Origin of the sequence: Ehrlichia chaffeensis str. Arkansas (assembly GCF_000013145.1) — a bacterium.
Taxonomy (GTDB): Bacteria; Pseudomonadota; Alphaproteobacteria; order Rickettsiales; family Anaplasmataceae; genus Ehrlichia; species Ehrlichia chaffeensis.
In genome coordinates, this window is sequence record NC_007799.1 from 987,452 (window position 1) to 1,003,808 (window position 16,357).

The following is a 16,357-nucleotide window of genomic DNA, read 5'->3' on the forward strand; positions in this document are numbered from 1 at the left end:
TTATAAAAACAGACACAAGTAGCACCATGTATCTTAACTTAATGGAAGCATGCGTTACTTATAAAAGAATCATGAACCTTAGTCAATAGAAATTTAACGATTTTTCAAAAACTAATAAGCTTAATAATACAAAATATTATCAACAACTCAAGTATTCTTTATAAATATACTATTAAAAATTATTTGCAACCTATATTTATTCTTTCCTATGTTTTAAACAATATAGAAATACTTCCTTTCAAAATAATCTATTATGACTTAGTATAAAATTGCCTGACTTTTTCACCAGACGAATTATAAAACGTAACCATAACATTATCTACATCTTTTGACTCTTGTATTTCAACTATCGTAAAACCAAAACCTAAGTCACTTTTTACTGTATTTGCAACTACATCTCCCATTTCAACATCCTCAAACAATAACATATCTTTAGGAACAGCATGAAGCAGAGCTCCACTATTACCAACTATTATTTGCATAGGTATATGTTTTTGCTTCTTAGATTTTAAATCTAGTACCTGAGATAAATGCACATGCCCTGATAAAATCACAGAAACATTATCAGGAAACAAATCACCAAAAGCTTCTTGCTGAGCTAGATTACCATAATAAAGATTCCCTGCTTTACCTTTCAAAACAGCATATGACCACACAGGACGATGTGTTAAAAACCATACCGAAGAAGACTTACTCTTTAACAAAGGTAAGAATTGCTTTTTTAAATGTTCAATATCTGAATCAAGAACATTTTTTTCATTGCCAAAAGATGAATCAAAAATATAAAAATCTATATTCTTACTGTCTAACTCTCTAGCATTAAACTCCCATGAGTCTGTAAAATTTTGACACCTATCTGAAGAAGAGGAATATTGATAAGGGTCTAAATACCTAAACCATCCCATATATGATCTATCACAATTTTCATGATTACCCCGAACAAATAAAAATGGAGCCTTACCAGACAATAACATTGATGGATCTAACCAATCAGCTTTCCATGTTTCACTATTATCTCCATAAACATTACCACATCTTTCGACATCAATACATTGAACTGCTCTATACAAATAATCACCAACATGAATTACCAAATCAGGATTATGTGCACTGATGTTAGATAAAATCTTTTTTAAAGGCCACTCTTCTGAAGACATACAATGCTGCTGACTCAATCTTGTACCCCACAATGACACTATACATCCAGTATCTCCTATAACTGCTATTTTCCTAATCTTTCTACTTATAACAGGAAGATCCACATTATCAATAGATATCAGACTAGTTGTTTGAGGCACTAACAATTCACAAACTTTATCATTAAAAACTCCTTTTTGTGGAAATGCTCTAACACTCATTTCCAATTCTTGATCATCTACGTTTACTATAGGACACTGTTCATCCTCTAAAACAATAGCTCTAACACTCAACTGATTATTATTTACAACCTGAGACCAAGTAAATAATGGCTTAGCATTAGCAGGTATAGATAATAAAATCAAACATATAAAAAGATATTTCATTTTAATTGGAACAAATTTCACTTACGCAACCTCAAATAATGACATAGATGGTTGAGTATAAATCTCACCTACAATAAAATTAACAGCTTCACATTTAGTAAATCTAGTATTCATGTTATCAGTAAAGTTACTGCATATACCACAAACTGCAGTTAAAAACCTAACAGAAAAATACAAACCTGCCAAAGATATACCAACCATTAATATTGCACTATATATATCCGGCAATAACGGTTTGTTAACATGTTTAGACAATAACAAAAAGACACAAGTCATAACACAAGTAGTAGCAAACAGTACATTACTTATATATCTAACTATTGTTATGCCATTAATTCTCCCACTATCTCTTGTATTTTGTACAAAATGGGAATGATCACTACCTTCTAATGGTTGTACATCATGATTTTTAGATTCCACAATACAATCAATAAGCTTAACAAAAAATAACATTAAAAATAACATTGCTGATACGCTGATTAAACAATCAGATGCTACATCTAGGTTATTCCCTATAGCATCATAATGCTTCAATAGAAGCAAGATTGCTCCTATAGTATATATTAACAAACAAGTCATACGTATTTGCTCTAATACACTAGCAAGTTTTTTGTTTTTAATCCGTAAACACATTAATATATTCCCTGAAAAATTACTGACCCCAAATATTTTTTAGTGTAATTAATAACTCAAACACACAATACTTCAATCACAATTATTACTTTTTTACTAATATAACTTGCTAATAATTAACTGTTTTGTCCCATAAAACATATATATACCAATATTTAATTATTCTAATGCTTTCCTTTAAACAATAAATAAGATATGCTGTTATTTAAGTTTTTACAACGTACTTAATAAATGAATACTGATGATTTATTGTTCACACCCTTAGGCGGAGTCGGACAAATAGGCATGAATGTCAATTTATATCACTTAAATGGTAAATGGATAATTATTGATTTCGGAGCAGGATTTGCTGATGACAATATGCCAGGAATAGACATGATTGTTGCTGATATTAGTTTTATCAAAAAAAATAGAAAAAACTTGCTTGGTATAGTATTAACACATGCTCATGAAGATCACATAGGAGGCATACAATATCTGTGGAACGATTTGCAATGCCCAATATATGCAACAAAATTCACAGCTGCCTTATTACAAGCAAAATTGAAAGAATATCCATTTAGAATCAATATTACAGAAATCGACATCACAAAAAAATTAAATCTTGGCCCTTTTACTCTTGAGTTTATAAATTTGACACACTCCATACCAGAAATGAATGCAATTGCATTACACACTGAAAAAGGAATAGTAGTACATACAGGAGATTGGAAGTTAGATGACAACCCAATTATTGGTCCTGTATCAAATACACAAAGATTAAAAGAATTAGGAGACGAAGGGGTTTTAGCACTTGTATGTGATTCAACAAATATATTTACTAAAAATAAATCAGGATCTGAGAGTGATTTAGAAAAAAGTATATTTAATATAATAAAAAACTGTAATCAAAAAGTTGCAGTATCTTTATTTGCATCTAATATTGCACGAATCTATACCATAGTAAACATTGCAACAAAATTAGGTAGAAAAGTAGCAATACTGGGAAAATCTCTTATAAGAATTATACAAGCTGCACAAGACAGTGGGTATTTGCAAGATATACCAGAGTTCATCAATATCAATCAAGCAAATAAACTCCCAAATGATCAAGTCTTGCTTCTTTGTACTGGTTGCCAAGGTGAAGAGCTAGCAGCAACTGCCAAACTTGCTAATAATTCTCATCCATTCACTAAATTAGATAATGGAGATACTATTATCTTCTCTTCCAAGATCATTCCAGGAAATGAGAAACGGATATATAGTGTATTCAACAAATTCGTTAACATGGGAGTTAATGTTATTACAGAATTTATGGAACATGTACACGTATCAGGGCACCCTTCAAAAAGTGAAGTATCTACTATGTATTCATTAGTAAGGCCTAAATTATCCATCCCTGTACATGGAGAATACATACATATGCACGAACATGCAAAAGTTGCAAAACAATGCAACGTAGAAAAAGCGATAATAGTTCACCCAGGAGATGTAATAAGCCTCACAAAAAAACAAAAAATTAACTCTGTCAAAGCTGGATACTTTGGAGTTGATGGCAATTTCTTACACCATCCCAAAGGCAATGTCATATCTATGCGAAAAAAGATGAGAGACGCAGGGATAATTATAATAACACTAGTTTTAAACAACAAAAAAGAATTATTAAAAGAACCAAGGATTTTTGCTCCAGGAGTGCTAGATCATTCTAATAGTCAAGCAATTCTCAAAAAAGTCTCATCTAAAATAAGTAGCGAGCTTTATTCTAGAAAAATAAACAACATACGACAATACGTAGAAAATACAGTTTTCAATGCTTTAAAATATGACATCAAAAACAAACCATTTATTGAAGTACAGCTAGAATACATAAATTAGTACCTTTATCATTTATACAATAGAATACTTATATTGATAATCTATTGTAATTAAATATTCCTACCATAACATAGAACAATATCTATCTATATAATTAACTACAACATGCATAATTAGAAAGCTATTACAACTTATTTACTGATAATAACTAGCATTTCATAAAACAAGATCATTTTTTATATAATAATTAAGATAATCTATTAGCTATCACAACAATTTTTAATATAATAATAGTGTTTATTAGCTAATAAGTATTGTCTTAGCATCATAATCAATATAAATTCTAAACTTGTCACAACAATTTTAACGTTGTATATGTACAATGTATTTTTTTCAATTAAATATAATGGATAATCAATCATCTATAATAAAAGCAACAATAGCATTAATACCATTTCATGGGGTATCGGATGATACACTATTAAAAGCGTGTATTGATCTTAACTTAAGTGAAGAATTTTGTAAATTTCATAACGGTATATACGATGTATTAAACAGTATAAATGAGAATTTGATTAACTTTATAAATACGAAATTTCATGAGACAGAAAATATAAACAATTTAAAAATACGTGAAAAAGTACAACATGCAGTGTACCTGTGCTTAACATATTATATGTCTTTACCAAATTACCGAGAATTGTTAAAAAGCATATTATCTGCAACATCATATAACATGTGTTTCTTTTCTAAATCTTTATATAAATTAGTAGATCACATTTGGTATTTAATTGGTGATCAATCAACTGACTTTAATTATTATACCAAAAGAACTACACTAGCTGTTGTATATACAAGTACTATTATGTATTTTATCAATGATTTTTCTCATAATCATTCTGATACTATTCTTTTTTTAGAAAGACGTATTAATAACGTCATACAGATACATAAATTAAAGTCATATATAGCTAATAAGACAGAAAAATTTAATATATTCAAAGTCAAATTTGATGATGAATAAAGAAAAGTTATATTATAACAGATTTTACCAATCAAATACTGTCAGCATTAATAATGCAACTGTTATATTTTCAATGCAGCAAAGTACAAAAATTTTACTCAAACCAAATACTAAAAAAATCAAATATCACTATTGATAAAACTATAGTTTTATCAATAAAATTAATCACAAACCGTAACTATTATTAGTAGTGTAACATTATATTTTGCTATAAAAACCAACCATATCTTTAAGCTTATCAATCTCAATAGGCAGTTGTAATTAGAGAAAAATACTAAGATAAAACAATAAAAAATTAATTTAGAAATATTATACAACAGATAATATTATAAAAATCCCATACACTAAACATAAAATATTGGAACAAGTAAAGATATTTTAAGATATTTATCTGATAAATAGTGCATTATAATATTTACCAAATATGCTATAAATTAAATGTTACACTTATTATATTATACACTATGTATCAAAAACTCAAAAATCTCATAAAAGTAGGGTTTTCACTACCAAAACTTTTAGGACATAACACACTACATCTAGAAGATAGTGAAGAAAAATCAAGATCAAGCATACTAACTAAATCACTGTTTATTATAGACAACATAATAAACTTTTTATTTAAGTACAACAGAAAGGATTCAGTAAATGAGGTATTGAAAATATCATGGGGTCCGCTATTCACTGGATTTATCATTATTTTACTCTTTTTTGGCATATTTGGAATATGGTCTGCAGTAGCACCACTCGATGGATCAGTAATTGCACAAGGAGAAGTTATTCCTTCATCAGAAAAACAAATAATCCAACATTTAGAAGGTGGCATCATTAATAAGATCCTAGTCAAGGAAGGAGAATTAGTACAAAAAAATCAGCCTATAATATCTTTACATAATACTACAGCTAAAGCCAATCTAGACATTATAAAAGAACGAGTACTTGATCTATTAGCAACAGAGGCTAGGTTAGTTGCTATAAAATACAATTATGAATCTCTAATCTTTCCAGACACTCTAAAAAATCTATCAGATGAAAAAACAAGAATACAAATAATAAAAAATCAGCAACAGTTATTTGAGTCGCACAAGAAGAACGTATCCGGACAAATAGATATTTTACAACAACGTATAAAACAGCTACACCAAGAATTATCCGGGTTATCTGCTCAACTAACTTCAGCAATCACTCAACATAAATTAATTAATGAAGAATTAGAAACAAAAAAAAGCCTGTTAGAGAATGGATATATTAGCAAACCATATATTATTGCACTTGAACGTCAATATGCTGAATCCAAAGGGAAAATAGGACAAATTAAATCTGCTATTGCATCAGTAAATCAAAAAATTGGAGAAAATAAATTAGAAATAATTAATATTACCAACAATGTGCAAAATAAAATCAATCTTGAACTTAAAGATGTAACATCTGCCATAACAGACCTAAAAGAAAAGATGAAAACTGCTCAAGACATATTGGATAGAACTATAATAAGGTCTCCTCAAGCCGGCATCATAACAGGATTAAAATACCACACAGAAGGTGGAGTAATACCTCCTGGAGCTCCCATAACAAACGTTGTACCACTAAATGACGATTTAATTATAGATGCAAAAATACAAACAAGGCATATTGAAGAAATTCTATCTGCACAAATGAAAGATAAAAATATAGTATCATATGAGAACTATCATGGATTAAAAGCAAAAGTACGCCTAAGTGCATATAACATACGTAAAATTGGATTAGTAAATGGAATAGTAGTACAAGTATCAGCTGATGCTTTAAGTGAAGTCAATGGAATGCGTTACTATAAAATACAAGTAATAATACCAAAAGAACAATCTGCAAAGCTAAAAAATTTAAAATTGTATCCTGGAATGCCAGCAGAAGTTTTTATAATTACTCAATCTCGCACTTTGTTTAACTATCTGTTCACTCCAATAACTAGTACTTTTGAAAAAGCTTTTAATGAAAGATAAAATTGGATTAGTAAATGGAATAGTAGTACAGTATCAGCTGATGCTTTAAGCGAAGTTAATTGGAATACGTTACCATAAAATACAAGTAATAATACCAAGAAAACCTGCAAGCTAAAAAATTTAAAATTGTATCCTGGAATGCTAACAGAAGTTTTTATAATTACTCAGTCTCGCACTTTGTTTAACTATGTATTCACTCCAATAACTAGTACTTTTGAAAAAGCTTTTAATGAAAGATAAAATTGGATTAGTAAATGGAATAGTAGTACAGTATCAGCTGATGCTTTAAGTGAAGTTAATTGGAATACGTTACCATAAAATACAAGTAATAATACCAAGAAAACCTGCAAGCTAAAAAATTTAAAATTGTATCCTGGAATGCTAGCAGAAGTTTTTATAATTACTCAGTCTCGCACTTTGTTTAACTATCTGTTCACTCCAATAACTAGTACTTTTGAAAAAGCTTTCAATAAAAGATAAAAACAACCAAATCTAAGATTACATAGAATACAATAAATGTATTTCATATAATGCTAATCTATGGAACACATTTAAGTATAATTCAAAAAGGGAAAAGCATTATGAAAACAATAGGAAATATTATTTATACTTATATTTAATGTAAACTCATAGAAAATCCACAAACATACAATAAGTTACTTAAAAATAACTTAAATGTTTCAATTGCGATAAATAGATTTTTGATACTTATAATATTTAGAAAATAGAAATTACACTTTTGCATATCTATGATAACACAAAGCTATATAATACACATTACCTATACAAGCTTTTCCATACTTATAACAATGAGCACACTCTACACATCACTGATATTAGTATAACTACTTACACAAGCATCCTCCACAATCAGAATTTACATCTGCCAGACAATTATATATCTAAGATAATATTAAACCATATCACAATAAACCATTAAATACTATTTACAACATGATTTTATATTTAGACTTATCATATTGAAACATTCTACATAATATAACTACTGATATCAGTCCAATAAGCACTATAACTAGAGCATATGGAGCTGCATCAGTATATCTTTCATCACTGATAAGCTCATACATCCTGGTAGCCATAGTATCAAAGTTAAAAGGCCTAATAATTAATGTTGCTGCAAGTTCTTTTATCACATCAACAAATACCAATAAAAATCCAACTAGTATACTCTTTTTAATCATCGGAATATGAACATTAAAACATGTAGAAACTATACTATGCCCCATCAATAAAGACGACCAATCTATTTCTTTCGGAATTTTATTTAATCCAGATTCTATAGGACCTAAAGATACAGCAAGAAATCTAAAAACATAAGCATATATTAACCCAAATGTTGTCCCAATCAGAGCAAATGAAAAATATGAGTTCACAAAATGCGATATATTTCCAAGTAATACCATAACACTGACAGCAACAATGGTATTGGGAATAGCATAACCCATCACAATAAATTTTATTGCATAAGACAACGATTCCCTTTTTCTGATGATATACGACATAACAATTGATATCACAATAGCAATAACAGCTGTTATAAATGCTATACTAACACTATTGAATACAGACATATAAAATCGATTATTAAGTGCCAATGTTCCTATTTTTTGAACAGTCCAATATAATAAAGGAACTACAGGTATTACAAATCCTATTAACACTGGCAATAAACACACACAATATATTAGTATAAGTTTCAACTTACTCTTAACTTGCCAAGTATGATAATATTCCGTATTCATCTTTATTGTTGAATACGATATACCTTTCCCACGAAATAATTTTTCCAATATGATAAGCAAAAATATAAAAAACAATGCAATAAAAGCAAATAAACAAGCAGAATACTTATCATGCAATAAAAACCAATTTCTATATATTCCTCTAGTAAAAGTATCGATTGCAAGAAACTGTGGTGTACCAAAATCAGATATTACTTCCATTAATACAAATGATACACTAACAGCAATAGCTGGACGTACTACAGGTAAAGCAATAGAAGTTAAAATTTTATACCTAGAAGAACATAACGTAGTAGCAACTGCAACAGTACTACGAATAGCTATTAGACCTGTTCTAACTAACATATATACATAAGGATATAGATTAAATCCTATAATAATAATTCCCCATTCCAAAGATTTAATACTAGGGAAATAATAATCACCTTTACTCCAATGAAAGGTCTCTCGTAAAAAAACCTGTAAAGGACCTGAAAACTCAAAAATATTTACATAAACATATGCAACTATATATCCTGGTATTGAAAGCGGTAAAAAAAGAGCTATTTCAAAAAATTTACGTCCAAAAAATGAATAATAAGTTACAAACCAAGCTGTTGATACCCCAATAATAAGTGCTATTATTCCTACTCCTAACATCAAAATAATAGTATTAAAAGCATATTCAGGTAAAACAGATGTTAGTAAATCCATCGTCTTATTCTCAGTAAATATAATAGAAACCAATGAAAATATTGGTGCTATAAACATGCCAACTAATATACAGAGAAAAACGTTCTTCGAAAGGTTTGCAAACGACACTATATTTGAGAATTAATTACTACCCAGTCCTATGTTTATTATACATAAACAATCTTTACAGTCACTTAAAACCTTGCAAAATATTTTATTGATAAAATTTCCCCATATGTGATATATAAGGGCTTAAATATTCGACTAAGTATTTTATGATTGAAGAAAAGATAGGAAAAAAGTATCAGTATCATGTTTCTCTAAGGATAATGCATTGGTTAACTGGCATACCAATCATACTGATGCTGATTATGGGTTTTTGCTTAAAAATGGAGATCTTCCCTAGTCATTATCCAATAGGACAGCTGTATACCATACATAAAGCAATCGGGATGGTACTATTGTTTTTTTTAACATTACGCATAATATGCAGATTTAATTCAATTACTCCATCTTATCCTAAAAGCTTCTCATATTTCTTGACGGTAGTATCTAAAATTACACATACAAGCTTATATATTACCGCTATAGGAATGGCCACTTCTGGCTATGTCATGTCTTCAGCTTCAGGAAGAGCAATAAAAATCTTTTCATGTAATATTCCACTATTAATTGATACTAATAAACATATAGCTAATGTCGCTCAGCAATGCCACAATATATGTGCGTATATATTGTCCGCTTTAATAATTGTGCATATATTAGCAGCACTAAAGCACAAGTTTATAGATAAAGATAATGTTTTTAATCGTATAATATAATCAGAGTCGTCATGCTATCAGAATTATGGAAAGTAGGCATAGAGTTTTTAGGAAGTAAATTTGCCATTATGGGTGGAGCAATGAGTTGGGTCTCAGATCCTTACTTAGTATCTGCAATATCAAATGCCGGAGGTTTCGGTGTTTTAGCATGCGGTTCTATTAGTCCAGAAGAATTAAGAAAAGAAATAGAACTTACTCAACAATTAACAAACAATGCGTTTGGAGTAAATCTAATTATAATGCACCCTATTCTTAATGAATTAATCGAGGTATGCATTGAAAAAAACATTACACACATAGTATTAGCTGGTGGTATACCTAATAGTAAAATTATAAGCCATATTAAAAATGCAAAAATTAAAGTGATGTGCTTTGCATCATCTTTGTCAATTGCAAAAAGATTAGTAAGAATAGGAGTAGACGCATTAATAGTAGAGGGGATGGAAGCAGGTGGACACATAGGCCCTGTAAGTACCTCTGTACTTGCACAAGAAATATTACCCTACTTTAGGCAAGAAGAATCTCTTAAAAAAGTACCCATTTTTATTGCTGGAGGCATTGGAAGGGGTGAAATGATAGCACACTATCTAATAATGGGAGCCAGTGGATGTCAAATTGGCACGCTTTTTGTATGCACACATGAATCACGTGTACACAAAAACTTTAAGGAAATCTTTATTAAATCCTCTTCTAGAGATGCAATATCATCTTCACAATTGAGCAAAGATTTTTCAGTGATACCAGTAAGAGCTATAGAAAATGATGCTAGCATGAAGTTTTTAGAACTACAAAAAGACGTAATCAGTTTATACCATCAAGGAAAAATTTCAAAAGAAGATGGTCAACTTACTATAGAAAAATTTTGGGCTGGAGCATTACGCAAAGCGGTAATAGATGGAGATATTACTAATGGGTCTCTTATGGCTGGACAAAGTGTAGGTATGGTACATGAAATACAAACTACTGAACAGGTAATCCAAAGTCTTATACTACAAGCCTGCAATTATATAACTTCAGTACAAAAAATTAACCAACATCAAACTATTGCATGTACATAAGTAAATAATGTCACACTTCATATAACCTGATACAAGATCATAAATTTACTGAGTTAAGTACCAAATAAGCTTCTTTCTAGAGAGTTTACTTCATACTATTTCATAATTTCTCACATAAAAAGCATAGCAGGAAATCTCATGTAAACGTGAAATACTATATTCTTTTTTAAATACCAATACAATTGAATACAAAAAAACTTTTACAACTTATTATGTTTATCTTAAAACCTTATTTTAAGATTCCTTATGTCACAAAATAACAAAAATACTATTTACAAAATACACCACAATTTCATCAAATAAAAAAAACTATACACTTTATTATACTACAGTAGATATACCATAAAAGATTTTAAGTAACTTGACATAATATTACCTTGGTATAGCATATGATTCAGTATTTTATATTAAAATTTATTATGTATTGGAGCATAAAATGAAAGTTATCAAATTTATACTTAATATCTGTTTATTATTTGCAGCAATTTTTCTAGGATATTCCTACGTAACAAAACAAGGCATTTTTCAAGTAAGAGATCATAACACTCCCAATACAAATATATCAAATAAAGCCAGCATTACTACTAGTTTTTCGTTAGTAAATCAAGATGGAAATACAGTAAATAGTCAAGATTTTTTGGGAAAATACATGCTAGTTTTATTTGGATTTTCTTCATGTAAAAGCATCTGCCCTGCTGAATTAGGAATAGCATCTGAAGTTCTCTCACAGCTTGGTAATGACACAGACAAGTTACAAGTAATTTTCATTACAATTGATCCAACAAATGATACTGTACAAAAATTAAAAACATTTCATGAACATTTTGATCCTAGAATTCAAATGCTAACAGGCAGTGCAGAAGATATTGAAAAAATAATAAAAAATTACAAAATATATGTTGGACAAGCAGATAAAGATAATCAAATTGATCACTCTGCCATAATGTACATTATCGATAAAAAAGGAGAATACATTTCACACTTTTCTCCAGATTTAAAATCAACAGAAAATCAAGTAGATAAGTTACTATCTATAATAAAACAATATCTCTAATTTAATAATTAATTAAAGAGAATAGTACACACTCTTATATAAATTCATGGATATATGTGATGGGTAGATTTCTTTTGGTGTTTCTATCGCTAATTACATTAGCATTTAATTCCAGCGCACAACAAATACGAGTTGTTGGATCATCTACAGCATTCCCATTTATTTCAGCTATAGCAGAAGAATTTGGAAGATTTTCAGATTACGGCACCCCTATTATAGAATCAGTAGGTAGCGGAATGGGATTCAGCATGTTTTGTCAAGGTGTAGGGAAAAATACTCCAGATATAGTAATGTCATCAAGAAAAATTAAGGATGCAGAAGTTAAATTATGTCAAAGTAATAATATTAACAATATTATAGAGATCATTATAGGTTATGATGGCATAGTTATAGCAAATTCCAAAGATAGTGCCAAACTTGATTTTACAAAAAAAGACCTATTCAAAGCTTTAAGTAAATACTCCACATCAAATGAGTATGTTGAAACAATACCGTCCAACAACTTCAGATATTGGTCTGAAATCAATAATAGATTCCCTAATATTGATATTGAGATCTATGGACCATATAAAAATACTGGAACCTATAACATACTAGTAGAAGAGATCATGCAAGATGCTTGTATGAATAACCAAAATTTTATCGATGTATACTCAGATCCTACAAAAAGGCGTCGTATATGTAGTATTATGCGTAACGATGGCAAATACATTGAAGTTGCTGCCAACGAAAACATTATTATACAAAAAATAGCAAAAAATCAAGACGCTTTTGGCATATTAAGTTTTAGTTTCTTAGTAAAAAATCAAGATAAAATACATGCAAATAAAATAGCAGGTATAGAACCTAATTATGAAACTATATCTTCAGGAAAATACATTCTGTCAAGACCCATATACCTATATATAAAACAAGAACACATCAGTTTTTCTCCCAGCTTGAAAGAATTTATTAAGGTAATTCTAAGAGAAGATTCCATCGGCAAGAACGGATACTTAATTGGGCTAGGTTTTATACCTTTATCAGATAAAGACTTACAAGACACTAAAAATCGTATTACCGGTATATTAGAAAAATAATAGCACATATCATAAACATAACCTTATTTATAATAATATATACTTTTAGTATTTTTATAATCATAATTTCTTAAAAAGAATTTGACATAATTAATTTGTTGTTGGTATCATTATTGCTCGATTTATCTATATAGGAGGACTTTCTTTGGTTGAAGTTATAGTTTACCATGGAGATATAGAACAAGGTATACGTACCCTTAAAAAGAAGTTACAACGTGAGGGAAAACCTAGGCAGATGAAAATTACTCACCATGAGAAACCATCAGAAAAACGTGCAAGAAAAAAGGATGATTGTGAAAGAAGAAGAAAAAAATTGCACAAGGTGCCTTACGAACCGCAGTTTACTAAGTTTCAAGTTAGTGCTAGACATTTTCAGGTGAAGAGGCCTTCTCAAGCTGATAATAGCACTAGTGAATGAGCATAAATTTATACTATAGCTCATCTATATTTTTAATCAGTAGTCAGAGTTCAAGTAAGGTGTATTAATATGAATATTCATGAGTATCAGGCAAAGCATATACTGAGCAAGTTTGGTGTAAACGTTCCGAAAGGGGTTGTAGTACATTCATTAGGCGAAGTTGATGGTGCTCTCAGTCAGTTAAATTCAAAGGTAGTCGTTGTAAAAGCTCAAATCCATGCTGGTGGTAGAGGAAAAGCTGGAGGAGTTGTAGTATCTCGTACATTAGATGAAACCAAAACGTCTATAAAGAATATGTTAGGATCAACTCTGATTACTCATCAGACCTCAAAAGATGGACAGAAAGTAAGAAAAGTATATTTAGAAGAAGGATGCAACATCAAGAAAGAATATTATATAAGTGCCATTGTAAATCGTAAACAAGGTCAGGTAAGTATAATATTTTCAACTGAAGGTGGTGTTGACATAGAAGAAGTAGCTGCAACTTCTCCAGAAAAAGTTATTGTATGCAACATCAACCCAGTATTTGGATTCCAAGGTTTTCATGGACGCAATTTATGCTTTGACAGTAATTTAAGTTTAGATCAAACAAGAAAAATTTCTGATATAGCTGGGAAAATATATAAAGCTGTGTTAAGCACTGATGCTAACCAGATAGAAATTAATCCTCTAGTAGAAACATCATCAGGGGAATTCATTGCTCTTGATGCAAAAATAAACTTCGATGACAATGCACTATATCGTCATCCTGATATTCAAGAATTACGTGACTATGATGAAGAGATCAAAGAAGAAATAGAAGCTTCAAAACATGGTTTAAGCTATATAAAGATGGATGGTAATATTGGATGTATGGTAAATGGTGCAGGCCTTGCTATGGCAACTATGGACATTATAAAATATTACGGTGCTGAACCTGCAAATTTCTTAGATGTAGGTGGAGGAGCAAGTCAAAAAACTGTTACTGAAGCATTCAAGATTATTCTTGCAGATGATAAGGTTAATGGGATACTAGTTAACATATTTGGTGGTATAATGCGTTGTGATATAATTGCCAACGGTATTATTGCTGCCATACAAGAAATTGGTATAAATGTTCCACTAGTTGTAAGGTTATCTGGAACAAATTTTGAATTAGGAAAAAAGTTACTAGATGATTCAAATCTAAATATTATTACAGCAAACGATTTAAGTGAAGCAGCATACAATATAGTTAATATAGTAAGAAAATAGAGGCGATATGTCCGTTTTAGTAAATAGCAACACAAAAGTTATATGCCAGGGATTTACTGGTGCTCATGGTACATTTCATTCAGAACAAGCTATTGCTTATGGAACAAACATGGTAGGTGGAGTAACTCCTGGAAAAGGTGGAACATATCATCTAAACCTACCAGTGTTTAATACTGTAAAGCAAGCCAAACTAGAGGCAAAAGCTAATGCTACTGTTATTTATGTTCCAGCTCCTTACGCAGCAGATGCAATACTAGAAGCAATTGAAGCTGAGATAGAACTTATTGTTTGCATTACAGAAGGTATACCTACCCTAGATATGGTACAGGTAAAACATGCTTTACTCAACTCATCAAGTACATTAATAGGACCAAACTGTCCTGGAATTATCACCCCAGAAGAATGCAAAATTGGTATTATGCCTGGATATATACATAAACGTGGTCACATAGGTATTGTTTCACGTTCTGGAACACTCACATATGAAGCAGTAGCACAAACCACAGAAGTGGGGTTAGGACAATCAACATGTATTGGTATAGGTGGAGATCCTATCCATGGAATGTCTTTTACAGATTGCATTAGACTATTTATAAATGATCCAGATACACATGGTATTATCATGATTGGAGAGATTGGAGGATCAGAAGAAGAAGAAGCTGCAGAATTTATCAAATTATCAGGAACTAACAAACCTGTAGTTGGCTTCATCGCTGGCAAGACTGCACCCCCAGGAAAACGTATGGGACACGCTGGAGCGATTTCTTCAGGTACCTCAGGTAGTGCTGAAAGCAAAATAGAAGCTATGAAAAATGCAGGTATTATTATTGCTGAAACTCCAGCAGTCATAGGCAAAACAATGTTAGAAGCTATGAATAATAAACGCTAAACACTTTAACTAATGATTGATTAGTTCATATTTTTTAGGGGCTACTTTCACATTAATGTTGTTTGTGTTCTACATTTTAGCACTTTAATATCAACACATTGTTTTCATACTTTTATGCCATTTTAAAACTACAATGAGGTTTCTACACTTACAATCATCGGTTTATATACACTTACCCACCACGAAAATTATAGACACATTATCACATAGATAACACTGCTTTCACATTAATGTTGTTTGTGTCTACATTTTAGCATTTTAATATCAACATATTGTTTCATACCTTTGTGTCATCCTAAAGCTATAATGAGGTTTTACACTTCATAATCATCGTTTATATACGCTGACCATCATAGAACACTATAGACACATACTTCGTATAAATAACTAAGTTATAAATCCATTCCTACATCA

Annotated in this window: 13 protein-coding genes and 1 pseudogene; 11 read left to right on the plus strand and 3 right to left on the minus strand. The window is 30.2% G+C overall.

From position 1 onward, the window contains the following. Nucleotides 1-251: 251 nt before the first annotated feature. Both ECH_RS03950 and ECH_RS03955 read right to left on the minus strand, forming a co-directional pair. Nucleotides 252-1,544, minus strand: coding sequence for a metallophosphoesterase (locus ECH_RS03950; RefSeq protein WP_011452921.1), 1,293 nt, complete (start codon nt 1,542-1,544; stop codon nt 252-254). Then, nucleotides 1,545-2,156 (minus strand): hypothetical protein, encoded by a 612-nt coding sequence (locus ECH_RS03955; RefSeq protein ID WP_011452922.1) that lies wholly within the window; start codon nt 2,154-2,156, stop codon nt 1,545-1,547. A gap of 231 nt (nt 2,157-2,387) precedes the next feature. On the opposite strand from ECH_RS03955, the gene ECH_RS03960 reads away from it, so the two are divergent. The 4 genes and pseudogenes from ECH_RS03960 to ECH_RS05105 all read left to right on the plus strand — a co-directional run. After that, nucleotides 2,388-4,010, plus strand: a complete 1,623-nt coding sequence (locus ECH_RS03960) for a ribonuclease J (RefSeq protein WP_006010370.1) — start codon at nt 2,388-2,390, stop codon at nt 4,008-4,010. Between the two features lie 346 nt (nt 4,011-4,356). Continuing rightward, the gene (locus tag ECH_RS03965) at nt 4,357-4,974 is read left to right on the plus strand and encodes a COQ9 family protein (RefSeq protein WP_193327830.1); all 618 of its coding nucleotides are present in this window, start codon (nt 4,357-4,359) and stop codon (nt 4,972-4,974) included. A gap of 464 nt (nt 4,975-5,438) precedes the next feature. Further along, nucleotides 5,439-6,956: an HlyD family type I secretion periplasmic adaptor subunit gene (locus ECH_RS03970; protein WP_011452925.1), complete on the plus strand. Its 1,518-nt coding sequence runs from the start codon at nt 5,439-5,441 to the stop codon at nt 6,954-6,956. A 238-nt stretch (nt 6,957-7,194) separates the two neighbouring features. Continuing rightward, nucleotides 7,195-7,436, plus strand: a pseudogene (locus ECH_RS05105) (HlyD family type I secretion periplasmic adaptor subunit); the annotation flags it as partial. Between the two features lie 467 nt (nt 7,437-7,903). Here the strand turns inward: ECH_RS05105 and ECH_RS03975 are convergent. Then, on the minus strand, nt 7,904-9,469 hold the full coding sequence (locus ECH_RS03975; RefSeq protein WP_006010377.1) for an ABC transporter permease: 1,566 nt from the start codon (nt 9,467-9,469) through the stop codon (nt 7,904-7,906). A gap of 197 nt (nt 9,470-9,666) precedes the next feature. On the opposite strand from ECH_RS03975, the gene ECH_RS03980 reads away from it, so the two are divergent. The 7 genes from ECH_RS03980 (at nt 9,667) to sucD (ending at nt 15,943) form a co-directional block, all read left to right on the plus strand. Further along, nucleotides 9,667-10,212 (plus strand): cytochrome b, encoded by a 546-nt coding sequence (locus ECH_RS03980; protein ID WP_011452927.1) that lies wholly within the window; start codon nt 9,667-9,669, stop codon nt 10,210-10,212. Between the two features lie 11 nt (nt 10,213-10,223). Further along, nucleotides 10,224-11,270 (plus strand): NAD(P)H-dependent flavin oxidoreductase, encoded by a 1,047-nt coding sequence (locus ECH_RS03985; protein WP_006010381.1) that lies wholly within the window; start codon nt 10,224-10,226, stop codon nt 11,268-11,270. A gap of 436 nt (nt 11,271-11,706) precedes the next feature. Beyond that, nucleotides 11,707-12,324 (plus strand): SCO family protein, encoded by a 618-nt coding sequence (locus tag ECH_RS03990; RefSeq protein ID WP_006010386.1) that lies wholly within the window; start codon nt 11,707-11,709, stop codon nt 12,322-12,324. A gap of 59 nt (nt 12,325-12,383) precedes the next feature. Continuing rightward, complete coding sequence (locus tag ECH_RS03995) at nt 12,384-13,403, plus strand: substrate-binding domain-containing protein (protein WP_011452929.1); 1,020 nt, start codon at nt 12,384-12,386, stop codon at nt 13,401-13,403. 145 nt (nt 13,404-13,548) lie between these two features. Further along, complete coding sequence (gene rpsU, locus ECH_RS04000; protein WP_006010687.1) at nt 13,549-13,821, plus strand: 30S ribosomal protein S21; 273 nt, start codon at nt 13,549-13,551, stop codon at nt 13,819-13,821. Nucleotides 13,822-13,890: 69 nt separating this feature from the next. Beyond that, nucleotides 13,891-15,054, plus strand: a complete 1,164-nt coding sequence (gene sucC / locus ECH_RS04005) for an ADP-forming succinate--CoA ligase subunit beta (protein WP_006010686.1) — start codon at nt 13,891-13,893, stop codon at nt 15,052-15,054. 7 nt (nt 15,055-15,061) lie between these two features. After that, complete coding sequence (gene sucD / locus ECH_RS04010; RefSeq protein ID WP_006010684.1) at nt 15,062-15,943, plus strand: succinate--CoA ligase subunit alpha; 882 nt, start codon at nt 15,062-15,064, stop codon at nt 15,941-15,943. The last annotated feature ends 414 nt before the right edge of the window (nt 15,944-16,357 follow it).